Annotated in this window: 23 protein-coding genes; 4 read left to right on the forward strand and 19 right to left on the reverse strand. The window is 61.1% G+C overall.

All coding sequences use genetic code 11. The annotated features are described in order from the left end of the window. Nucleotides 1–43: 43 nt before the first annotated feature. The 4 genes from MA07_RS19030 to MA07_RS19045 form a co-directional block, all read right to left on the reverse strand. On the reverse strand, nucleotides 44–1330 hold the full coding sequence (locus MA07_RS19030) for a four-carbon acid sugar kinase family protein (RefSeq protein WP_036354828.1): 1287 nt from the start codon (nucleotides 1328–1330) through the stop codon (nucleotides 44–46). Between the two features lie 14 nt (nucleotides 1331–1344). Then, nucleotides 1345–2550 carry a RuBisCO large subunit C-terminal-like domain-containing protein gene (locus tag MA07_RS19035; protein ID WP_348270410.1) on the reverse strand — a complete coding sequence of 402 codons (1206 nt, stop codon included), beginning with the start codon at nucleotides 2548–2550 and terminating at the stop codon, nucleotides 1345–1347. 68 nt (nucleotides 2551–2618) lie between these two features. Further along, on the reverse strand, nucleotides 2619–3158 hold the full coding sequence (locus MA07_RS19040; protein ID WP_036354835.1) for a VOC family protein: 540 nt from the start codon (nucleotides 3156–3158) through the stop codon (nucleotides 2619–2621). Between the two features lie 94 nt (nucleotides 3159–3252). Then, a complete protein-coding gene (locus MA07_RS19045) occupies nucleotides 3253–4269 on the reverse strand; it encodes a TRAP transporter substrate-binding protein (protein WP_036354838.1) in 1017 nt (338 codons plus the stop codon). A 105-nt stretch (nucleotides 4270–4374) separates the two neighbouring features. On the opposite strand from MA07_RS19045, the gene MA07_RS19050 reads away from it, so the two are divergent. Continuing rightward, nucleotides 4375–5430: a LacI family DNA-binding transcriptional regulator gene (locus MA07_RS19050; RefSeq protein ID WP_036354840.1), complete on the forward strand. Its 1056-nt coding sequence runs from the start codon at nucleotides 4375–4377 to the stop codon at nucleotides 5428–5430. Between the two features lie 63 nt (nucleotides 5431–5493). Further along, entirely contained in the window at nucleotides 5494–7362 is a 1869-nt protein-coding gene (locus tag MA07_RS19055; protein ID WP_036354842.1) for a TRAP transporter large permease subunit, read from the forward strand. Between the two features lie 193 nt (nucleotides 7363–7555). On the opposite strand, the gene MA07_RS19060 is transcribed toward MA07_RS19055, so the two are convergent. From MA07_RS19060 to MA07_RS30950, 12 genes are all read right to left on the reverse strand, one after another. Continuing rightward, nucleotides 7556–8413, reverse strand: coding sequence for a DUF296 domain-containing protein (locus MA07_RS19060; protein WP_036354845.1), 858 nt, complete (start codon nucleotides 8411–8413; stop codon nucleotides 7556–7558). Continuing rightward, the gene (locus MA07_RS19065; RefSeq protein ID WP_036354847.1) at nucleotides 8410–9318 is read right to left on the reverse strand and encodes an alpha/beta hydrolase; all 909 of its coding nucleotides are present in this window, start codon (nucleotides 9316–9318) and stop codon (nucleotides 8410–8412) included. The genes MA07_RS19060 and MA07_RS19065 overlap by 4 nt, the downstream gene beginning before the upstream one ends. A gap of 12 nt (nucleotides 9319–9330) precedes the next feature. Beyond that, entirely contained in the window at nucleotides 9331–10134 is an 804-nt protein-coding gene (locus tag MA07_RS19070; RefSeq protein ID WP_036354850.1) for a glucose 1-dehydrogenase, read from the reverse strand. A 61-nt stretch (nucleotides 10135–10195) separates the two neighbouring features. Beyond that, nucleotides 10196–10588 (reverse strand): PPC domain-containing DNA-binding protein, encoded by a 393-nt coding sequence (locus tag MA07_RS19075; protein WP_036354853.1) that lies wholly within the window; start codon nucleotides 10586–10588, stop codon nucleotides 10196–10198. Continuing rightward, nucleotides 10581–11135: a hypothetical protein gene (locus MA07_RS19080; protein ID WP_036354857.1), complete on the reverse strand. Its 555-nt coding sequence runs from the start codon at nucleotides 11133–11135 to the stop codon at nucleotides 10581–10583. Before MA07_RS19080 ends, MA07_RS19075 begins: the two co-directional genes overlap by 8 nt. Further along, the gene (locus MA07_RS19085; protein ID WP_036354860.1) at nucleotides 11135–11677 is read right to left on the reverse strand and encodes a gamma carbonic anhydrase family protein; all 543 of its coding nucleotides are present in this window, start codon (nucleotides 11675–11677) and stop codon (nucleotides 11135–11137) included. The genes MA07_RS19080 and MA07_RS19085 overlap by 1 nt, the downstream gene beginning before the upstream one ends. 11 nt (nucleotides 11678–11688) lie before the next feature. After that, nucleotides 11689–12483 (reverse strand): SDR family NAD(P)-dependent oxidoreductase, encoded by a 795-nt coding sequence (locus tag MA07_RS19090; RefSeq protein WP_036354863.1) that lies wholly within the window; start codon nucleotides 12481–12483, stop codon nucleotides 11689–11691. Between the two features lie 55 nt (nucleotides 12484–12538). Further along, a complete protein-coding gene (locus MA07_RS19095; RefSeq protein ID WP_036354867.1) occupies nucleotides 12539–14176 on the reverse strand; it encodes an acyl-CoA synthetase in 1638 nt (545 codons plus the stop codon). Continuing rightward, entirely contained in the window at nucleotides 14173–15342 is a 1170-nt protein-coding gene (locus MA07_RS19100; RefSeq protein WP_036354870.1) for an acetyl-CoA acetyltransferase, read from the reverse strand. Before MA07_RS19100 ends, MA07_RS19095 begins: the two co-directional genes overlap by 4 nt. Nucleotides 15343–15432: 90 nt before the next feature. After that, nucleotides 15433–17304: a TRAP transporter large permease subunit gene (locus MA07_RS19105; RefSeq protein ID WP_036354873.1), complete on the reverse strand. Its 1872-nt coding sequence runs from the start codon at nucleotides 17302–17304 to the stop codon at nucleotides 15433–15435. Nucleotides 17305–17417: 113 nt separating this feature from the next. Further along, nucleotides 17418–18437 (reverse strand): TRAP transporter substrate-binding protein, encoded by a 1020-nt coding sequence (locus tag MA07_RS19110; protein ID WP_036354876.1) that lies wholly within the window; start codon nucleotides 18435–18437, stop codon nucleotides 17418–17420. 194 nt (nucleotides 18438–18631) lie between these two features. After that, nucleotides 18632–18769 carry a hypothetical protein gene (locus MA07_RS30950; protein ID WP_244445293.1) on the reverse strand — a complete coding sequence of 46 codons (138 nt, stop codon included), beginning with the start codon at nucleotides 18767–18769 and terminating at the stop codon, nucleotides 18632–18634. On the opposite strand from MA07_RS30950, the gene MA07_RS19115 reads away from it, so the two are divergent. Continuing rightward, nucleotides 18707–19468 carry an IclR family transcriptional regulator gene (locus MA07_RS19115; protein WP_244445292.1) on the forward strand — a complete coding sequence of 254 codons (762 nt, stop codon included), beginning with the start codon at nucleotides 18707–18709 and terminating at the stop codon, nucleotides 19466–19468. The genes MA07_RS30950 and MA07_RS19115 overlap by 63 nt on opposite strands. Before the next feature lie 9 nt (nucleotides 19469–19477). Here MA07_RS19115 and MA07_RS19120 read toward each other — a convergent pair whose 3' ends face one another. Continuing rightward, a complete protein-coding gene (locus MA07_RS19120) occupies nucleotides 19478–20062 on the reverse strand; it encodes a hypothetical protein (protein WP_036354879.1) in 585 nt (194 codons plus the stop codon). A 202-nt stretch (nucleotides 20063–20264) separates the two neighbouring features. Here MA07_RS19120 and MA07_RS31225 point away from each other — a divergent pair, with 202 nt between their 5' ends. Continuing rightward, nucleotides 20265–20387 (forward strand): hypothetical protein, encoded by a 123-nt coding sequence (locus tag MA07_RS31225; RefSeq protein ID WP_280114248.1) that lies wholly within the window; start codon nucleotides 20265–20267, stop codon nucleotides 20385–20387. 21 nt (nucleotides 20388–20408) lie between these two features. On the opposite strand, the gene MA07_RS19125 is transcribed toward MA07_RS31225, so the two are convergent. Then, a complete protein-coding gene (locus MA07_RS19125) occupies nucleotides 20409–20993 on the reverse strand; it encodes a thermonuclease family protein (RefSeq protein ID WP_244445290.1) in 585 nt (194 codons plus the stop codon). 154 nt (nucleotides 20994–21147) lie between these two features. Continuing rightward, entirely contained in the window at nucleotides 21148–22605 is a 1458-nt protein-coding gene (locus tag MA07_RS19130; protein ID WP_036354885.1) for a serine protease, read from the reverse strand. Between the last annotated feature and the right edge of the window lie 406 nt (nucleotides 22606–23011).

Consider the following 23011-nt stretch of genomic DNA (forward strand, 5'->3'; position numbering starts at 1 on the left):
TCTTCTCTTCCACCTGCTCAAAGGTGAGGCCGAGTCCCATCGCTCACGGACCCGCTTCATCGTCCAGGAATGTCTCAAATAAATCCTCGTGGCCCATTTGGCCACCTTTGAGCATCACAAGCATCCCATCACGGGATGGGTCATCGCTCCGCGCCAAGCTGACCGCAACTCCATTGCTGATCTGGCTATGATAGCCCAGACCCCAGTAGCCGAGATGATCGACAATCCGGCTCGATGTATCACCGCCGGCAACAGCCAGTCTCCGAACAGGATGACGTTTGAGGACCTCGTCGACCAGGGAGGCGCTCGCGGTTGCGAGATCGGCCGTTACCGAATGAGGAACCTCGCCTGCCTCAGGAGCCGTCGAGAGCATGACATGCTTACCCTGAGCCAACGCAGCCGCGGCTTCCTCGATGATCTGTTCTCGAGCTTCTGAACTCGAAAGAAGACCGTCGGCATCCACGGCCAAGCGCAAGTAGGATCGCGCGGCTGCCACCTGAACTCTCGTCGTGGGAGAAAGGCTCCCCACAAAGGCAAGCACAGGCCCATCGATAGACCTCAGCGGAGATCCCGCCTGCATTTCGCCATTCTCGAAGAAGGCTTGGGCGACGCTGCTAGGTCCCACCGCCAACAAGGGATGCTGCCGGCTTTCCGTTCGAAGCAAGCGGCCGATGGCGTCTATATGCCTTGTATCCAGCACATCGAGTAGAATTGCGGATGCTGCTTTCGACAGACGCTGCCATTCGCCGGCAATGACTTCTGGATTGCCAGCCAGCACAGGCCAGTGAATCGCTCCTATGTCCTTCAAACCGAGGGCGGTGAGATGGTGCCGTAGATCGGCTTCAGTCATGGGTGTTGCAGGATGAACGCTCATGGTCGGGTGACGATCGAGCCGGAAAACGCCTCCATCGGTGCCGAATGACGCAAACAGATTGGAGAATGCGCAGTATCGACCGAGGGATGGTTGACCGCCGATGATGGCAACGGTTTCATGGGCCGCGTATTGACGGAGGATCTCAGTCGCCACCGCGATGTTGCCTCGCGCCGACGCGCTATCGAAGGTCGAGCAGCACTTGTAATGAAAGATGCGGACGCCGAGATCGCGAAAAAAAGCCCCGACGGGCGCTAGTTCGGCGTACATTTCAGCGGGGGCCATCGTGCGGCCTGCACCCGCGATACCAACAGCTTCGAGATCTTTGACGCGCGCCAGCTGCTGAGGCTCCGGAACCCGCAGGAAGAGAAAGGCTCGATGACCGAGGCGTGCCACAGTCGCGAGGGTATCCGTCGCGCCAGTAAAATCGTCTCCATACCACCCATAGGACGGTGTCATGGCAGCTGCATCCCTTAATGCTTTGAGAAGAAGCCGAGCGCATCCGCAAGTGCGCGATGCTTGATACGTGCGCCCTCAACGCTTTCGCCAGCCTCCGCAGCCCGCCAGGCCTCACGAATGCTCGCGACGCCTTCCGCTGGCCCGCCTGGATGAGCCATGATCCCACCGCCTGCCATAAAGAGAAGGTCGGACGTGTTCACGGCCCGATAGGTCTGCTCGACCGTTCCAGCCCATTGACCAGAAGAAAAAGCCGGCATGACCCGATCCTCCACCTCACAGAGCGATGTCAAACAATCCTTCGCGCTCTCCACCACTTCATCATCGGCTTGAGCGAACTTACCCGCTAAGCCATGGACATGCATGTGATCGACGCCGGCGAGGCGCCAGAGCGTCTGGTAAGCATGGAAGCCGATACCCAGCGCTGGATGGCGCGAGAACGCGCCATAGCCATTACGGTGGCCATGAATTACCAGATCGCTGCTGCCCCGCAGGGTCTCGATACTAGAGAATCCGCACCAGTTCAGGCTGGCCATGACACATGTTCCACCCTCTCTCGCCACCAAGTCCGCATGCCGTCGCATAGCATCCGTCTCGTCGGTGATGTTGAAGGCGACGATGACATGCTTCCCGGTTCGATCCTGGTGCCGACGCACAGCAGCCATGACGGCTGGAATGCGGGTCGACAGGGGCGCGTGGACCGGATTGGCTGCAATCTCATCATCTTTGATGAAATCCAGCCCGGCGTCGCACAGGCGTTCCACCAGCGACGCAATCTCCTCGGAACGAAGTCCAACATTCGGTTTGACGATCGATCCAATCAGTGCACCATGAGCAACCCCGGTCAGGCGTCGTGTTCCCTTGACGCCATGCTTCGGCAGAGAATATTGTTTTCGGTAGGCGCCGGGTAGCTTAAGGGCTTCGAGCCGCAGGCCGGTCACCTCGCCGAGATCGAAGAGGTTGCCGGCTACAGTCGCGGCAAGCGTCGACAAATTAACCCCGACATTCGCGACCGGAAAACGCACGACCACCTCGCCACGGCGCGAGGGGGCCGATAAGCCCTTGCGGTCAAGCCAGGAGCTGCGGACGGAGGGCTGTGCGACCTCACCCAGATCCCGGATCGCGATGACATGAGCACGGGCCCGCTCGCGCAGTTCGTCGGTCTCGCCCTCGACTCGGGTGAAGGTTCCGCAGGATTGTTCGCCTGCCATCACCTCGGCCACAGCCTCAAGCGGCAGGGGCGTTTCGACCAGATAGGTGGCCTCGTAATGTGCTTCCGCCATGAGGGACCTCAAAGCCGGGAAAGATCAGGGAATGGCCGGACCGGTTCGCGTCCGTCCCACCCTTCAGATGCCTCCCTGATCAGCTGAAACATCTTGCCCTTCGGCCCGGCGACTTCCGACAGCTCGATGACTGTGCCGGGATGGTACTCGGTGTCGAAATAGACGAAGCGTCCGCGCTCGCCGACCTCACCGCTCATCACTGGAACGAAGCCCTGCGTCATCAGCCGCTCCAGATCGGCATCGTAACTCTCGGTCCAGTAGGCTACATGCTGCAGGCCTGTGTGACCGGCTTGCTTGAAGTCGCGGTACATAGAGGGAGCATCGTTGCGGGTCTGAATAAGCTCGATCTGGAGCGGGCCGGAATTGGCGAGCGCCACGGAATTATGCGGTCGATAGGTCTCACCCCTATACATGTAGTTCTCGATCGGAACTTGTTCCTTATAGAAGAAAGGTCCCACGCCGAGAACGCGCGACCAATAGTCCATGGCGGCCTCAATGTCGTCGACGACATAGCCGGCCTGCCTGATTTCTCCGAAAAATCGGCTCATACCTTACCTGCATATCTGATGAGGGCGCGGCTTACTTATCCGCGCCCGAGGAAGATGAAGATCCGATGCTTTCCGTCGGATCGCACGACAAGGGTTAGGCGAGCGTTCCAACGACGCTCTCAAGATGGCTCCAGGCTTCTGGGCCGAACTTCTGCTTCCATTCCCTGTAGAACCCGGCTTCTCGCAGTTTCGCACGGAAGCTTTCCGTCTCGCACTGGTTGAACGACAGCCCCTTGCTCTGGAGATCCGCCTGCACTGACTCGTTGAGAGTCTTGATGTCTTGCCTCTGCTTCAGACCCGCCTCGTTGATGGCACGTGAGACGATCTCCTGCACCTCTCCCGGCATTCCCGCCCACTGGCGCCCGTTGGCGATGAACCAGTAGCCGTCCCAGATGTGGTTGGTGAGCGCGCAGGAGGATTGCACCTCGTAGAGCTTCGCCACCTGGATAATCGGCAGCGGGTTCTCCTGTGCGTCGACCACTTTGGTCTGGAGGGCGGTGTAAACCTCGCTGAACTGCAGGCTGGCCGGCGCAGCGCCAAGACCGGAGAACATCGAGATGCTGATCGGGCTCACCGGAACCCGGATCTTCAAGCCCTTCATCGAATCGGCGCTCTGAATCGGCGTACCGCTCGTGGTCATCTGGCGGAAGCCGTTGTCCCACATGGTTTCCAGCGCGTGCAACCGGGAGTCGGCAATCGCCTTGCGTACGAAGCCACCAACGGGGCCATCCATAGCAGCCCAGACCTGATTGTAGTCTTTGAACGCGAAGCCCACAGCGTTGATCGCCGCGACCGGAACAAGGGTCGCGATCACCAGCGCCGAAGGGGTGAAGAAGGTCAGAGCGCCGTTGCGCACCTGGGAGAGCATATCCGTATCGCCGCCAAGCTGGTTGGCAGGGAATATCAGCATCTCAACGCGCCCGTTCGTCTCCTTGGCGATCCTGTCAGCAGCTTCCTTGGCCCGGATGTTCAGAGGATGGCTGAGCGGCAGGTTGTTGCCATAGCGCAGCGTAATCTCGGCTGCATGAGCGTAGCGTGGAATCGAGAAGAGGCTAACGGCGGCCGGAGCAGCTCCGATGCCTTTGAGAAGCGTCCTTCGGCTGATGGTCATGGCGTCATTTCTCCCGAAAAGATGTTTTGCTCTTTCCGAGTGAAAAAATCCGTCATACAAATGATGCGGTCAAATCATAATTTTGATGTACTTTGATGTAACAACATGAGCATTTTCGCGGATCTTCCGTCCTTCAACCGGCGTGTCACCATCGTGGACATCGCGCGCCTCGCCGATGTTTCTACCGCCACTGTCGACCGGGTTCTGAACGGCCGTCAGGGAGTGAAGGCGGCGACGGTCAAACGGGTCATGAAGGCCGCAGCTGAACTCGGCTACGTGGACGAGAGCGACGAGCGGATCCGCGAGGTGCGGCCGCTCGCCCAGATCTCGTTCATTCTACCTCAGGGAACGAACCGTTACATCACCATGCTCGGCCGCATGATCAGCGAGATGGCGCCACAGCTGGAGCGCTTCTCGATCAAGCCTACAGTCGAGTATATCGACAGCTTCAATCCGGACCTGCTCGCGAAGGCGCTGCACCGCCATGCCAGACATGCGGACGGTATTGCCTTCATGGCGATTGAGCACCCCGTGGTACGCGAAGCCGTCAATCGCATCACCGCTGCGGGGAAGCCCGTGGTGACGCTGATCTCCGATGTCGCCAGTCCGACGCGGACCGCGTATTTCGGCCTCGACAATCGGGCTGCGGGGCGCATGGCAGGCTATCTTCTCGCACGCTTCATTGCCAAACGGCCGGCCAAGGTTGCCATGATCGCCGGCAGTCTCAGCTACCGCGCTCATGGGGAGCGCGAGATGGGCTTCCTAGACATCCTGCAGGAACTCTATCCTGACATTGAGGTAGTCGGCCTGCGCGAAGGACATGACGACGAAGCGCTCAACTACCGGCAGATGCGGGCGCTTCTCTCCCATCATCCTGATCTGGACGGGATCTACAATATCGGTGGTGGCGCTTCCGGCATCGGCCGCGCGCTCAAGGATGCACGGCGCGAGAAGGACGTCGTGTTCGTCGGCCATGGGCTGACCAGCGATACCCGCGAGTTCCTGCTCGATGGAACAATGGATGCAGTGATCACCCAAAGTGCCGAAGACACCATCGCCAAATGCGCTGCCCTGTTCCGCGACCTGCGGGAGGGGCACAAGCCTGGCAAGCAGCCCGATCCGATGCGCGTCGAAGTCGTCTTCAGGGAGAATCTGCCCTGACAGCGAGCACCCACAACATTGAACAAAAATAGCTTAATTGAGCCAAGAGCGACGGAGGAGACAATGACCATGGCAACAGAAAGCATCGGCGTCGGTGAAATTGAGGACATGCCGACCGGTCTGAAAAGCGGGTCGGCGCTCCTTAAGCCCATTGAGATGATTGCTTCCGTCATCTTGGTGGTGATCATCGGGCTTCTCTTGATGGGCGTCACCTCGCGCTATGTCCTTTCGCTCCCCATCGTCTGGATCGATGAGGCGGCCGCGTTCTGCTTCCTCTGGCTTGCCATGCTCGGCGCAGTCATCGCCATCGATCGCAATGAGCACCTCCGTCTGACCCTCTTCCTTCATATGCTCCCAGAGAAGCTGCGTGGCTTCTTCGGTGCGCTTGGGCCGCTTCTCGTTGCTGTCTTTCTGATCGGCATGCTGTGGCCTGCCATCGAGTATGTGATCGAGGAGTCCTACATCACCTCGGCGGCACTCAATATTCCCATGAGCTGGCGCGTGGCCGCTCTTCCGGTCGGCATCGGCCTGATGGCGCTCCTAGCCCTCAGAGAGACGGTGCGTGCTGCCAAGGCGTTTGAAATCTCGCTGGCCGCGGCTGTCATCGCAGGTGCAGGTGCACTACTGTGGCTTGCTTCCCCGTCCCTGCCCTCGCTCGGCTATATCAATATTCTCATCTTCCTCGTGGGTTTTGTTGCCTTCTTTCTCGCCATTGGCGTGCCAATTGCTTTCTGCTTCGGTCTCGGTGCGCTCACCTTTCTGACCTTTACTAGCTCGGTCCCGACCATGGTGATGATCGGTCGAATTGATGAGGGCATGTCGAGCCTGATCCTGCTGTCGGTGCCGATTTTTGTGCTCCTCGGCTGCATACTGGACGCCACCGGCATGGGCCGGGCCATCGTCGAGTTCCTGGCCTCCCTGCTCGGGCATGTGAAGGCAGGCATGTCCTACGTGCTGCTCGGCTCGCTCTTTCTGGTCTCCGGCATCTCCGGCTCGAAGGTTTCGGACATGGCCACGGTCGCTCCTGCGCTGTTTCCGGAGATGAAGCGGCGCGGGCACAAGCCCAAGGAGATGATCGCGCTCCTGGCCACCGGTGCGGCCATGGCCGACACCGTGCCGCCCTCAATTGTGCTGATCGTGCTCGGCTCGGTCGCCGGCGTGTCGATCGCCGGGTTGTTCACGAGCGGCTTCGTCATCGCCATGGTGCTGCTCGCGGTGCTCGCCATTCTCGCACGCTGGAAGGCGCGCGGCGAAGTCATGGAAGGGATCCGTCGGGCTCCCCTTCGGGCTATTGGCAAGGCGCTGGCGGTGGCCGCTCCGGCCCTCGTGCTACCCTTCCTGATCCGCAGCGCGGTCGGCGGCGGCGTGGCGACGGCCACGGAGGTCTCCACAATCGCAGTCCTCTACGCCCTGATCATAGGCATGGTCCTTTATGGTGGCATCCGTCCCGGCAAGATCTATGACATGCTGGTCGAGACGGCGGCTCTCTCGGGCGCGATCCTCATTATCCTGGGCACGGCCTCTGCGATGGCCTGGGCACTCACCCAGACTGGCTTCGCCTTCAAGATGGCCGCACTGGTCACAGACCTGCCGGGCGGCTGGGTCACCTACATGCTCGTGACGATTGCCGTCTTCATGGTGCTCGGCTGCGTGCTTGAGGGGTTGCCGGCCATTGTCTTGATGGCACCCATCATGTTCCCGATCGCGAAGACCCTTGGGATCAACGATATCCACTACTCGATGGTCGTGGTGACGGCCATGAATATCGGCCTGATGGCGCCGCCCATAGGCATCGGGTTCTACATCGCCTGCAAGATCGGCAACGTCTCGCCGGATGAAGCCATGGGCGCCATCTGGCCCTATATCGGCGCGCTCTTCGTCGGGCTCCTCGTCATCGCGATGATCCCGGCGCTGTCGACTGCCTATCTCTAAGGTTTGAAGCAAAGGCCGCATGCTGCTGCCACTTGGCAGCAGCATGTTGGCGCGGGTGTTTGTAAGAGATCCGCTCAGGATCGAACTCCGTAGATCTTCCGGTAGGCAGCAATTATCTCTGCTCACATTGCAAGCCGGAGAAGTCATTCTCGAGAATTTTCAGAAGCGAGAACTCAAAGCACCAACAGCTGTTTCACTGCCCGATTTCCTCAATCACAAGCTCGAAAGTGATGCATACAGGATTTTCACCACGGGAGATCTGCCCAGAGGTAATCACTCCGTTGATGTCAACGACATCAAGGTTCAGCCGCGCCTGCCCGCGCCCGTCGTCCCTGTTGAAGTGGCCGTCGCGGATCTGGACCTCGGTGGCATGTGAGTCCACCCGCGTTCCGTCGACGAAGCGCACGCCATTCAAACTGCCAATCCCGTAGACATTGGCTCTTTCTATTCCCTGCCGTAGGCAGATCTCCTCGATGGCAAGGCTGACGTCCTGATTGGGGCGCACTTTCGCAAGCAGCACTTGCCTGCCTGTCATTGAGGAGCCCTTTCCAGCATATTGAACCGGTTCGAAGAGGGTGAAGTTCGTCTCCCCGTCGGGCATGGCCTCGAAGGTCGCATCCCTGAACCCGATGCCCGCCACCTCGATGGGCTCCGCGGCTCTGGACAAGGGAGCAAGCATGTGGCCCATTCGCCGCACCTCGCTCGTGTCCCAGACGCCGTGGCAATGGAGAAAGGTCTTTCCGTCCCGCACGCCGACTATAGCGCAGGCGCGCGTCACATTTACCGGCCCGTCCGGTTCGAAGGTCTCGCTGTACCAGGCCACATAGCGCGGGTCGGATGATGCGGCAGGCATTACATATCGGAACGGGTCGCAACGGCCGCCCCGGAACTCCACGAAGCCGCCGATGCAGCCACTCCCCCTCATGCCTGCCCCAACTGCCTCGTCGATTGTCAGACCGGGCTCCAGCACGAACCGGATCGGCACCGCCTCGCCGGGCACGGCGGCAAAACGCTCCGGAGCAGCCTGACCAGGATGATCGATGTGTCTCATGACTGGTCCTCCTCCCGCAGCTCCAAATCGGTCCGCATGATCTGGTTTGGGTCGGCTCGCGAATCCCGCGCGCCCCAGCGCCCCGCCTCCACCCGTGTGAAAAATTCTGTCAGGAGCTGGTTGAACAGCGCCGGCTCCTCAAGGTTCAGGGTGTGGCCCGATTTCGGAAGCATGGCGAGACCGGAGCGCGGGATCGTCCGCTTCAGGAAGATACCTGGTTGGATCGAGTGATCGTCCTCGTCGCCGACCAGGATGAGTAGCGGCACCTCAAGAGCCGCCAACTCGGCCTCTAGGTCATAGAGCGACGGCCGTCGCATCTGGACGCCGCGCATGGTGTTGGCGGCACCCCTGTCGGAATGCTGCGCCATCCGCTCTACGAAGAGTTGCCAGCCCCGTGGGTCCTTCTCCTGAAACTGCACCCGCGAGGCGCTCTCACCGTAGACCGGAGCAAACGCCCGCGCGCCACGCTCTTCGAAGCCTCGCGCCACCTGCTCGGAATTGCGGCGGAAAAACTCCTGATGTTCCCTCTCCGAGCCATATCCCGCTCCCGCGATGACGGCGGACCGAATGCGATCGGGATAGCGCAGAGCGGCGTGCAGACAGGCGAAAGCCCCCATCGAGAGACCGACTACATGGGCCCTGTCGATGCCGGCTGCGTTCATGACGTCGACGATGTCATTGGCCGCGTGGGCCTGGGAGTACTTCTCCACATTCTCGGGAATGTCCGACGGCGGATAGCCGCGAGCCGAGAAGGTGACGCAAAGGTGCCTGCGCGAGAAGTAGCCGACCTGAGGCTCCCAGCTCCAATAATTTCCGCCGAACTCGTGGACGAACACGATGGGCGTGCCCGTTCCGGCGGATTCGTAGAAGAGCTGGATACCGTCGCTCGTGGTCACAAAGGCCATTGAAAGTCACCCTCAACGAAACTCGGAAACGGCGCAGCTCTGCCCACCATCCACAGGCAGGCAGACGCCCGTGATGAACTGCGCCTCATCGGAGGCCAGGAACACGGCAGCATTGGCCACATCCCAGGCCGTTCCCATTCGGCCTAGGGGAACGGCGGCATTGCGCGCCGCCACCATCTCCTCCACCGAGGCATACTGCCCGGAGATCTGCCGGTAGATCAGCGGGGAGTCGATTAGGCCAGGCATGATGCAGTTGGCGCGGATGCCCTGGCGGGCATATTGCATGGCGAGCGCCACGGTGGCCTGGTTCACCGCCGCCTTGGTGGCGTAGTAAACGAAATAGGGATAGCCCGTCCATCGGATCGCCGCGAGGGAGGAGATGTTGACGATGGCGCCGCCGCCCTGACGCAGCATATGCGGGATGACGGCCTTCGCCGTGCGGTAGATGGGGCCGATGTTCAACTTGAGCGCGGCCTCGAATTGCTCCTCGCTGAGCTCGACCGGCCCGCCCATATGGGTGACGCCAACGTTGTTGTGCAGGATGCTGATGCCCCCGAGACGCTCAACGACCTGCGTTACCGCTCTCTCAACCGAGCCTGTGTCAGTAACGTCCGCTGCAACGGCTATGGCCCCGCCGCCTTCACCCGCGATAATGGATGCGGTTTCCTCCGCGGCTTCCTGGACCAGGTCGATGCAGGCAACCTGAGCCCCTTCCCGTGCATAGGCGGCGGCAGCGGCCTTGCCGTTTCCCCATCCCGGCCCCGAGGACCCTGCCCCGAACACGATGGCAGTCCTGCCCTTCAGACGATCAGCCATTGATCTCCGCTCCATTTCCCAGGATCAATGCCGCAGGTGCTACCGCCGCGGCGCTCGTCGTTCACTTCACAGGAAGCCACTCCTCAAGGGTGACCTCGAACGTCATGCAGATCGGGTTCAAGCCGGCGACGAAAGGTCCGCCGTAGACATTCCCCTCCGGGTCCGCCACGACACCCGTGAGGGCTGCCCTGAGTGAGCCGTCCTCGCCCGGGCGAACCTCACCCGCCAAGCTGACGATTTCCACGGCGGGACCCGGGATCTGGAGGTACTTGCCATCGATCGTGCCCATGCAGGCATCCACGAGGCTGCCCAGCGCACCACGCACGAATGCATTTCTGAAACCTTCGGCGAGACACAGCTTCTCCACGCCCTGGACGAGATCCTCGTTGGGAGCGATCCTCGCGTATGCCACGCGACCCATTGAGCCGTTCTCGACAGCGATCGTCTCACCCATTGATCGTTTCCTTGTATGGTTGAAGAAGCGGAATGTTCGTCTCGGGATCGTAGGCCTGCCGGAGTTCGAATTCATCGAGCGAGGTGACGAGAACCGGGATCGGATTGCGGCTGACGATGCAGGTCTCCGTTAGGATGTGACCACCCTTGACCTCACCGCTTTCGGTGCAGATCGCGGCATGGCAATGTACGAGCGGCGAGCCATTGATGCTCTTCCCCAGCGTCGCATTGCCGAAGATCATATACGTGTGACCGGCGGGGATCGGTTTGGAATAGGCAATCACGGCCCGCCCCTGCTGATCGGGAGGCGCGACGCAATACTGAACACCCTCAAAATAGCCTCCGAGGATCGTCGTCGAGGCAAACGTGATCCCGATATCCGCCAGTGGCTTCACGAGGCCATCGAAAAGGCTCACGCCGGGCAAAAGGGCCAGTCGGACATGCCGCCCCTTGGAAGAGCGAAGGCTTTGGATGCGGACCGGGTTGAACCGGCCGGGGTGGATCAGGGTACGCGGCCGGGGCAGCTGCGTCGTGACGACCCGCTTCATCAGAAACCTCCTGAGGCAGATGCCAGCTCACACACGTACCGGCGCCAGCGCCTGACGTAGAGAGCCGCACCCTCGGTCAGGTTCCGCACGCCGGCGTCATCGACCTCCCGGACAACGCGGCCCGGGACGCCCATGACCAAGGAGTTGTCGGGGATGACCTTGTTCTCGGTGATCAGCGTGTTCGCGCCGATCAGGCAGTTCCGGCCGATCCGCGCACCGTTGAGGATGGTCGAGTTCATGCCGATCAAGGTGTTCGACCCGATTGTACAGCCATGTAGCATCACCTTGTGACCGATCGTGCAGTCCTCACCGATCGTCAGCGGAAACCCGGGATCGACATGGAGCACGCAGCCGTCCTGGACATTGCTGCGTTCGCCGATCTCGATGATGTCGTCGTCGGCTCGCAACACCGTGCCGAACCAGATGCTGACCTCGCGCTTGAGGCGAACGTTGCCGATTAGAACGGCACCTGGGGCAATCCAGTACTCGCCCTCCGGAGGAAGGGCAGGTGCCGTTTCAGCAAGCGAGAACACATGAGTCATGTTTGAGCCTTCTATGGCTGGACAGGCGAATCGAAAGCGGCAGACGGCTTACCGATGATGCCTGCGGCCGTGAACCCGCCATCGACGCAAATCGTCTGGCCAGTGATGTAGCTGGACTTGCGATTGTCGAGGAGGAAAGTGGCTGCCCCAGCGATCTCAGCCGACGATCCATAGCGCCGTTGCGGCACGGTCGCCATCCAGGCGGCGCGTACCTCCGGTGTATGGATCTCCTGCACGAGCGGCGTCTCGATCGGACCGGGAGCGATCGCATTCACCCGAATGCCGAGTGCCGCCAGCTCGACCGCCATGACCTTGGTCATGGTGATCACGGCCCCCTTGGAGGCGCCGTATGCGACGCGTCCCTTGTTGCCCATGACCCCCGAAACGGACGCGATGTTAACGATTGAGCCTGCGCCGCGCTCGCGCATGTGCCTGGCCGCCTCCCGCGAGACCACGAAGCTGCCGATCAGGTTGACCTCCAGCATCTTCCGAAAGAGATCGACGCTCGTGTCGAGTGCCGGAACGTCGCGCCCGATGCCGGCGGAATTAACGACCCCGGTAAGAGGGCCGAACTCCGCCTCGCAGGCCGCGATCCTGGACACAACAGCGTCCTCATCCGCGACGTCCATCTGCTCGTACCGCACGCGGTCGTCAGGTGCCCCGAGCGCATCGCGGCACCAACTGAGGCTTTCCCGATCCAGGTCCGCGACGACAACGCGCCAACCCTCGGCGAGCATCGCCTCGACGATCGCAAGGCCGATGCCAGACACTCCTCCGGTCACCAGTACCGTCTGTACTTGAACCATGTCCGCCTCTCCTGCTGTGGTCCAGTCGTCCTTCGGGGAAGTATGCCGCCTCGGCTCAGGCGGAGGCCTGAGCGGGTCGGTCAAGGGGTAGACAGCCGCGCGCCTCGAGTTCGGCCCGGACATCCTTCTTGGTGATCTTGCCGTAGGCAGACTTAGGCAGGGCATCCCAGAAGAACACCCGCTTTGGAAGCTTGTAGCGGGCGACCTTGCCCTCCAGCCATGCTAGGAGTTCCGGCTCGTTGAGCGTTGCGTTCGGCCGCAGCACGCAGACCGCCACGCCAACCTCACCCCAGGTCTTGTCCGGCACGCCGAGGATTGCGACCTCCGCGATGGCCGAGTGCGTTAGGATTTTCTCCTCCGTTTCGCGCGGGTAGATGTTCGAGCCGCCGGAGATGTACATGTCGGAGGCACGTCCGGTGATGTAGAGGAATCCTTCCTCGTCGAGGTGGCCGAGATCGCCGGTCCTGAACCAGCCGTCCCTGAAGGCCTTCGCGTTGGCTTCCGGGTTGTCGTAGTAGCCGGCGAACACGGCCGGACCGCAGACGCAGATCTCGCCAGTCTCGCCTGCCTTGAGCTCGCGGCCTTGGTCGTCCTGGATCGAGACCTGCATCCCCGTGCGCTCGTAGCCGCAGGTGCCCACCTTCACGCCGGGTGCATCCTCGGTTTCGTGGAGCGCCGGCGGAAGCACGGTGATGTTACCGGTGACCTCGCCAAGCCCAAAGTATTGGACTAGGACCTTTCCGAGCTTTTTCAGCGCGTGCTTCTGGTCTTCCCGGTACATGGGTGCGCCTGCGTAGATCACGTAGCGCAGCGACGAGTGATTATGCGCGTCGACCGAAGGATGTTCCGTCAGCATCTTAACGATGGTGGGGACAGTGAACATGTTGGTGACGCGCCAATGCGCGACCAGCCCCCAGGCCTCGTCGGCGTCGAATCGATCGCTCTTGAGCAGAATGGTCTTGACACCCCGCGCCACTTGCACGAGCTGATGAATGCCTGCCCCGTGCGAGAGCGGCGCCAGGACCAGAGAGGCGTCCCGGTGCGTGGTGCCCGGCATCAGGTCGCAGAGATGGTTCGTGATCACGAAGGCCATCTGGCCATGGGTGAGAACGGCGGCCTTGGGACGTCCCGTTGTGCCCGACGTGAAGAAGAACCAGCACGGATCATCGTGCTCGACGGACGCCATCGGTACGCTCTGCCCGGAGTGCTGTGCGACGAGGGCATCGTAATCATCGCCCAATTCTGATGCCCCGATGGAGATGACGAAGCGGATATCCGGAGCGGCCTCACGGGCGGCTGCGGCATGCTCCGGGAAATCGCAATGGCAGATCATCGCGGAGGCACCGCTCGAGCGGGCAAGGTAGGCGACCTCGCCCGGGGTTTGACGGTAGTTCGTCGGCACCCAGACTGCACCGAGCCGGAAGCTGGCGAACATCGACTCAAACATCTGGTTGCCATTCTTGGACTGCACCAGGATGCGGTCGCCTTTTTTCACGCCCCGGGCGGCCAGCGCCGCTGCCATGGCATCCACACGGCGATCGAGCTCGGCCCAGGTCCAGGTATCCTCCCCTCGGACGAAGCCGATCTCGCCGCCGTACCGCCGCGCCACCTGACGCAGGAAGTGGGAGAGGTTCATGACGCGCTTGGAGACGGGTGCAACACCGCCGATGGGAGCTTGAACGGGACTCGTCATTTGCGCCGTTCCAGGATGGACACGTAATTGGCGACGGCCGCGCCGCCCATGTTGAATACGCCCGCAAGATTGGCGTCTGGGATCTGCATGTCGCCAGCCTGGTTCATGAGCTGGAGGCAGGCCATGATGTGCAACGACACGCCGGTGGCGCCGATTGGGTGGCCCTTCGACTTGAGGCCGCCGGATGGATTGATCGGCAGGCGACCGTCTTTCTCGGCAATGCCCTCCCGCACAACACGGTAGCCATCGCCCGGCGAGGCCAATCCCATCGCCTCGTATTCAATGAGCTCAGCGATGGTGAAGCAGTCATGGGTCTCGACCAGATCGAGGTCGTCCAGTGTTACACCTGCATGAGCCCGTGCCTTGTCCCAGGCCATACGTGCACCGGCAAAGGCCGTCGGGTCGCGTCGCGATAGGGGCAGAATGTCATTGACATGCTGGCGGGTGCGGAAGGCGATTGCCTGCTGGAGCCGTTCGGCCGTCTCCTCGTCGGCCACGACGAGCGCGGCTGCCCCATCCGAGATCAGTGAGCAGTCCGTCCGCCGCAGCGGGGCCGCCACATAGGGGTTCTTGTCGGAGACCGCATTACAGAACTCGAAGCCAAAGTCGCGTCGCATCTGCGCATAGGGATTCGCGACACCATTCCTGTGATTCTTGGCGGAGATGCGGGCAAGCTCCTCGCTGCGGTCGCCGTAACGCTGGAAGTAGGTCTGAGCGATCCGGCCAAACACCCCGGCGAAGCCGCCGTTGATATCGGCCTCTTCCTTTCTGTAGGAGGCACTCAGCAGGATATCGCTGGTTTCGACTACGGGCTTGGCAGTCATCTTCTCAGCCCCGACGACGAGAGCGATGCGCCCGCGTCCGCTCTCGATAAAGTCGAGAGCCGCGTAGATCGCGGCCGACCCGGTCGCGCAAGCATTCTCCAGACGGGTCGACGGGACGTGGGCGAGAACCGGCTGATCGAGCGCAACCTGTGCAGCCTCAAATCCCTGTTTCGAGAAGCCGTTGTTCATGACGCCGACATAGATCCCATCGACTTCCTCAGCTCCAACCCCAGCGTGAGCGAGGGCCTCGCCCGAAACTCTGGCCATCAGGCTTTCGACATCGGGATCTTCCAATTTGCCGAAGGGCGTATGGGCCCAACCGACGATGCAAGCACGTGCCATATCTGCAATTCCTTCAATGTGTGATCGTTTGAAAGCGATGTCGTAACTATCCTGGCTGGGCAGCCCTTGCGGACTGTCCGACGGTGATCGTCAGAGGAGACCGACTGAGATCCAAGGCACTGTAGCAATGATGATGAGGCCCACGAGCAGCGCGACGAGGTACGGCCAGATAGCGCCGATGGCCTCATCCGGCGGGACGCTGCCGATCTTGCAGGCGAGATAGAAGCCTACCCCAATCGGCGGAGCCATGAGGCCGATGTTCATCGCCGTCACAATGACCATTGCGTAGTGGATGTCATTGATTCCGAGGTTCTTCGCGATCGGGAACATGAGCGGAGCCATGAGCACGATGGCCGGCAGGCCCTCGAGCACGCTGCCCAAGATCAGGAAGACCACAATGGTCACGGCCATGAACGAGAGCCAGCCGCCGGGCAGTCCCGTCATGAATGTCGCGAGGCTCTGGGCAACGCCGGCTTGCGTGATCGCCCATGCCATTGCAAGGGCGGTTCCGAGGATCAGCAGGATCGATCCGGTGAGGGCCGCCGTCTCCACGAGCATGGCGTAGAACGTGCGCCAGCCGATGCCCCCATAGAGGACAATGCCGACGAACAATGCGTAGATTACCGCAATGGTCGACACCTCGGTTGCCGTCGCTACCCCGCCGGCCACCGTGCTGCGGATGAGGAACGGCAGAACGAGGGCAGGCGCGGCAACGAGGAGGGTGCGCCCCATCAAAGAGACGGGCGCCCGGCGCACCTTGGACATGTCTTCGTGCCGGCTCTTCCAACGAGCCAGGATCGCCAAGACCGCGAGCAGGACCATGGCGACAACGATGCCGGAGGTGAACAGGCCCGCAATTGAGACCCCCGCGACGGATCCCAGCACGATCAGCACGATCGAGGGCGGCACGGTGTCGGCCATGGCGGCACCGGTAGCCAGCAGCGCGATCATCTCCCGCGGGCTGTGGCCGCGCCGCTTCATCTCCGGGAACAGCGCCGGAGCGACCGTGGCCATGTCCGAGACCTTCGAGCCGGAGATGCCGGAGACCACAAACAGCGAGCCGAGCAGCACGTAGGACATGCCGGCGCGGACATGGCCGAGCAGGGAGGCCAGGAAATCGATGATGGCTTTGCCCATGCCGGTGGCATCTAGGATGCAGCCCAGGAAGACGAAGATCGGAACCGACAGCAGAATCAGGCCGGACATGCCCTCATCCATACGGCCGATCATGACGAAGGTCGGAACCTGCGTCGCGAAGGCAAGGTAGCTCAGCGTGCCGATGCCGAAGCAGAACGCGATCGGAACGCCGGCGACGAGACATGCGGCGACGAATATGACGAGGAAGAGAACGATCTTGGCGTTGCCAAGTCTGACGAGCGAAGGCGAGAAATACCACAGCAAGCCTGCGATCACGGCAATTGCGAGAGCAGAGATGATCAAGTCGCGCCACGTTGAAGTCCGGAGGGCATACGCGAGAACGATACCAAGCATCGCTATCATGCCGAAGGGAATGGCGGCCGCCCGGAAGGTATTCGGAATTTCCAGTGCGGCGGTGGTGATGTACCACTCCTCCATCGCATAGTCGAAGGCCGGGGCGACCAGCGACAGAAGAAAGGAGACGATCACCAGAAGCCCGAAGGTCTCCACGAACCGCTGTGTCCGCTCCGGCATCATGTTGAGGAACAGCGTCAGCCTGAGGTGCTCGTTGCGGTCGAGTGCAATCGCGGATCCGAGCATCGCAAGCCACAGAAAGCACAGCGATGCGACCTCATCGATCCACACCACCGGGAGCGAGAATACATAGCGGGAGATGACGCCTGCCAGCAGCAGGACAATGATGGCCACGAGCAGCGCCGACGAAACGATCTCGAAGGGCCTGAGAAGGCGGGAGCCCTGCCGGACGTCGCTTTCGGCGACGGGCAAGGATTCCGGCGCGGCGAGTACGTGTGCAGAGGAAGCCATATCCAATGTTCCTACGGATTTGTGGTGATCACGTCCGGTGGAGCGAGGGTCATCCGCGGACGGGACGACCCTGCGACCTTTGAATCAGCGGCGTGATCGCTGACTCTGACGCCTTACGCCAGGGTGCCGACGGACTTCTCGAGGATCGCCCAGGCCTCGTCACCGTACTTGCCCTTCCATTCGGCATAGAATCCGGCTTGGCGCAGCTTGTCGCGGAATGCCGCCGGATCAGGCTGGTTGACCACCATGCCCTTCGCGGCAAGCTCCTGCTGAAGGCTGGCATTGAGCTTGGCCACGTCCTCGCGCTCTTTCTCGGCCGCAGCATTGATGTGCTTGGCCACGATGGTGCGGACATCCTGGGGCAGCCGCTCCCAGGCGCGCCGGTTGCCCAGGAACCAGAAGCCGTCCCACATGTGGTTGGTCATTGAGAGGTGTTTTTGCACCTCGAACAGCTTCGCGGTCGAGATGATCGCCAGCGGGTTCTCCTGACCGTCGACGACCTTGGTCTGAAGCGCGGTGTAGGTCTCGTTGAAGTTGATCGAGGTGGGCGCAGACTCGAACGCCTTGTACATGGACGTCCAGAGCGGTGAGACCGGTACCCGGATCTTGAAGCCCTTCAGGTCCTCCGGCGTGTTGATCGGCTTCGTCGCCGACGTGGTCTGGCGGAAGCCGTTGTCCCATATCTTGTCCATGACGACGAGGTTCACCTTGGCGATCTGCTGGCGGACATAAGCGCCCAGGTCCCCGTCCATGGCCTTCCAGACCGATGCGTAGTCCGGGAAGGCGAAACCCACCCCGTTGATGGAGGCGGCCGGCACAAGCGTCGACAGAATCAGGCCCGACAGAGTGAAGAACTCGACGCCGCCCGAGCGTACCTGGCTAAGCGTGTCAGTATCGGAGCCGAGCTGGCTGCTGGGAAAGATTTGCAGTTCAAAACGGCCATTGGTCTCAGCCTTGATCGCCGCAGCCATTTCCTGAGCCCGCAAGTTCATTGGATGGGTTATGGGCAGGTTATTGGCGTATTTGTAAGTGAACTCGGCCTGCTGCGCGCGTGCGATGAACGGCGCCCCTACAACCCCGCCTGCGAATGCGGTTGAGCCGGCGATGAGCAGACGGCGACGAGAGATGATCATGTAAACCTCCTGGCAGGTCTCACGGGACCTTTGCGTTTCCTTAGATCTTTTAGGGTCCATGAGATGGACCTTCTTGTTTTCTCGGGTTAACAGGAACGTTAGATTGCGGTTTGTCAAACAGTTAGTGTTCTCCCTAGGAACAGCACGTTAGCCGAGCCTGAAGGGTCCACATAATGGAACATCCAAGGAGCACGTCAGCCCGAAAGGCCGTGCAGGTGATCGGCGATGCCGCTGCCGGCGGTGCTCAAAGCATCGACCGTGCCGCCACCCTGCTCCTCCTCGTAGGTCGAGCGGGGCCGTTCGGCGCTCGCCTCTCGGAGATTGTCGAGCAATGCGATCTTCCTAAGCCGACTGTCCGGCGGATGCTTCTCGCCCTCGTAAGAGCAGGCCTTCTCGACCAAGATCCGGAAACACGACGCTATTACATCGGGCCTGAGATCTACGTTCTGGGCACTCTCGCAAGCACTCGTTTCGGCATACATCCGATATCGCTCCGTTCTCTCGTGCGGCTGAGCCAGGAGACTGGCGACACAGCCTTCCTTTCGGTCCCTCGAGGCATCTACTCCATCTGCGTCCATCGCGAGGAAGGGCCGTACCCGATCCGTGTCCATGCGCTTCACGCCGGCGACCGCCACCCTTTGGGGGTCGGTGCCGGAAGTCTTGCCCTGTTGTCTGCCTTTCAGGACCACGAGGTGGAGGAAGTCCTGGCCGCGAACGCGGACGTCTTAGCTGAGAAATATCCCAATCATTCGCCACCCGTACTCCGCACGCTCGTTCAGGAGACCCGGGCGAAGGGTTACGCGCTCAATCCAGGCCATATACTCCCGAGCTCCTGGGGTGTCGGCGTTCCCATCCGTGGAGTGGATGGCCGACCTGTCGGTGCGCTCTCTATTGCTGCGATCGAAAGTCGTTTGAGCGAAACCCGCCAGCGAGAGATCGCCTCGCTCCTCAAGAAGGAAGCAACCTGGATAGAGATGCGCCTGAGCGAGGTCGGGACCGCCGACAAGCCGTCGAGGAAGAAGGCCAGATAGCCTTGCCGGTCACAGGTTGAGCCCGGAGACCGAGCCGTCATGGGCAACGAGGGCGATCCTGATGCCGGCCCGCCGGACGAGCGGACGGCTCCGCCAGGTCTCCGCGAGCTTGCGAAGAACAGGCGTGTCCGGCACCGCGGTGACCACGATATCGTCGGCGGAGACGTCGAACAGGAGCGCCTGGCCGAGCGCCATCTTGAGCAGCGGGTACTCCGGATTTCCGGGCTTTCGGACCAGCGGGCCCTTCTTGCATTCGGCGACGATGCGTCGGCCGTCGACTAGCGCGACAACGTCGCCTTCGCCCGGCCGCGAGTGCACCCGGATTGTCTTGTCGCCACGCCGGTAGGTGCCGGTCCAGACGTTGCGGCCGACCTGCGGCTCCTTAATCTGCTCCCAGCCAGTGGCAGCCATGAAGCGGCCGATGTCAAAGATGACGGCGTCCCCGACCTTGATGCTGGCCCCATCGATCGCGACGCTAGCCATCGCGCCCGAGCCGGGAAGCGATAGGATAAACTCGGCCAGCCGCAGGGCCACCTCAGCCTCCGGCATGTGGTTGGGTTGGCGGCCGAGATCCGGCGATACAGCACCGCTCATGGTCAGTATGTGTTCTAGTCCAGCTTGCACTGGAACAAAAACCCTAGCAGCCGATCTCGCTTTTGATCCTCTCGACTTCCGAGCGTGAACGACAGACGTTCTCGCAAGGGATCCCGTCACTGTCGCCATCGGCACGCCTATAGCCGCCGCACCACATCTGAACAGCTTCCCGGCATGTGCTGGCTGCCTTGCAGGATCTTGCTTGAGCGACCTGGAAGGGTCGCAGGTTCTCCAGCCTGTCGAAGAGGGGCGACGAGCCAGGGTGATCGAAGGCGAGAGCGGATCCGAGTTGGCTTCCTGCCAATACCAGCCCAAGGACAAGTGATTTCAGCATTGCGTTCTCCCCCTACCCTCTTGGTGCCCGCCAACCGGCGGCTTTGGCTTCATCCTCAGAGCAGAACCAGCGCTCGCCCTTTGCTTCATCGATGGTCGTGCGGGCATAGTGGCGACTGACCGGTAGATGGTAGATCCGCTCCGAGCCGGAGATGTTGCCTTTGATGGCGCACTTGCGGTCCGAACCGACTGAAGCCTCGTTAGGCAGCCTTTCGCCACGGCGCCAGTCCCACGGCTTGACGAAGGTGCCCGCCCACAGACCACGCTTGGCCCGACGGGCTTCTTCCTCCTCATCAGAGTAGCGGCCGTCGGAGTACTGAGTGTATTCGACCGCCCAGCCCTGCCGGATCAGCGCACCGGCAATGTCCCGGCCATTGGCCTCGCAGGTGGCGACAATGCGGCTGTAACGATCCCGGTCCTGCTCCTTGCATGTCACCCGCCCGTTGCGCCCGATGATTGACGCGAGTGCATCAGCGGCTTTTGAGCCGCAGAGATACCGAGTTCCAGAAGCATCATTGCAGGTCTGCTGGCTTTCCGGGCCGTCAACGCCATACAGGCGGATGCGGGTTTTCTCGCCTTGGATGGCAATGGTGTCCACGTCGACAACATCGGCTTGGCCCGAGAGGGACTGAGCCATCACCGGTGTTACCAAAGCGATGACGGCAAGAGCAAGTACAGCGCAAAGCAAATTTATTTCTCCAGATAGCATCTTTGAATTGTAATGAGTGGATCGACTGATCTTCTGCTTCTGATTATTCGCACCGTATCAGCACACTGACCTGCTTGGCCTGGTCAGCAAGGTCAGCAGGAGCCATGACCTGGCTCGCGGTGCCCTCCTCAATGGCGACCTGATTGCTCTCCAGGAAGCTGGCTGCCATTGATCCCTTGATGGCGAAGTTGACGTTCTGCGGAATGTCCCCATTCGTTGCGACCATCACGTTGAGAGCGTTGAGTTTGGCTGAGACGACACCCACGACATTGCCGTTCTGATCAAAGAGCGGACCGCCCGAGTTCCCCGGCTGCACCGGGGCGGAGACCTGAAGGTATCGGCTGTCGTCCTTGAGCCCAGAGAGGGCCGTGACATTCCCGAGGGTGAAGTTGCCTGAACTGGACAGTAGCGTAGTCAGTGGGAAACCGAATGCGGCTACTCCTTCGCCGAGCCGAATGCCCAACCGAACACCTGCTAACTTGCTGGGCCTGAGTGGCGTTCTGAGGAGAGCAAGGTCATTGGTGGTGTCTTTGGCCAGAACCCTCCCGGAGACCACGTCACCGTTATCAGCCTTCACATTGATGGATGAGCAGCGATCCACGACATGGGCATTCGTCAGCACATGTCCGTCCGGGGAAACGAAGAAGCCGGTACCGGAGGATGGCCCCTTTTCGTCAGACTCCGACTTCGGAGTTGGCCTGAGAGATTTGGGCTCTTCGAGGCGAGCGACCGCCACCTTCTCTTGAGGTGAGGTCATCGTCGGGGGCTCGGTGAAGGGAGCCCCCGTCATGGTTGCCCAGAAGGACCCGGAGATGAGGGTTGCCACCCGCTCCATGTGAAGGCGGGTTTCGCTACCCTTCCAGAACAGGAAGAAGCCCAGCACTCCACGCCCATCCGCATGGAACCGGATATAGGCATCAAGCCCATTGGCCGTTGACATCGAGACGACGAAGAAGTCCGGCTTCAGGATCTTGTAGTGAACCCTGCCGCCCTCGGACAGAACCTTGTCGAGGATGCTCTGGTAGTTTGCCACCAGGGTCGTGCCGCCGAAGTACGAGTAGACCAAGGATGCCCTGCCCTGGGGATCCGACCAGGCAATGCCGTTCTCGTCTCTCTTGGCAACCAGTCCAAGGCCGAGCGGCACCCAGATCGGATGGCCTTGGGTCGGGTGCGGGATGGCACGGATGTTCCACGTCTGGAGAAGAGGCATTGCGCTGTTGAGCACCTGCCCAAACAGGTCTGCATCAACGGCACCGTTCTGAATGCGCCCGTAGTCCCGCTGATAGTTCGACACGGCTTCGAAGAGCCGGTTGCTGAAGTTCACGTTCGGAACGGCCGGCCAGTAGCCGTTGGCTGTGAGCAGGACCTGAACTTTGATCCGCTCGTCGACCGTCAGTTGGGAGAAACTCTGCTCGGCCTGCTGGTATCCAGGAGGGCGACGTTGAGCAACCGCTGGTTCCGCCATGGTAATGAAGGCGATCACCAGAAGAACCCAACGCATCACAAACATCCTTGCCCGGCAAAACTTGCCACCAGATTGCCATATTTCGGCTTTGAGGCACTATAGCTTTGGTGGCACAGTCACTTGTTTACCCGCGGTCAGAGTCTGATTTGAGGAATCCTGGTTAATTCGGGCACCGCAGCAGTTGAAATTGTGCTCACCGAGGAAGCGGCAAACCTCTCTTATGTTCTATTGTTTTGATGGCCGCTTTAGGCTTAATTTGGCCCCGAGCCTAGCATCAATAGGGTTGCGCTCATTGAAGTGGAGCATTGAGAACCTAAGAAGACGGTATTCACCTGCGAAAGAGGTGCCTCGATGAGCAAGGACAACCCGCTGAGGCCGCGCTCACGCCGGAGCCCTAAGCGGATCCTGAGCGAGGCTGAGTTGCAGCGCTATGGGCTTCGCC

The organism is Microvirga sp. BSC39, from assembly GCF_000739015.1.
Classification (GTDB): Bacteria; Pseudomonadota; Alphaproteobacteria; order Rhizobiales; family Beijerinckiaceae; genus Microvirga.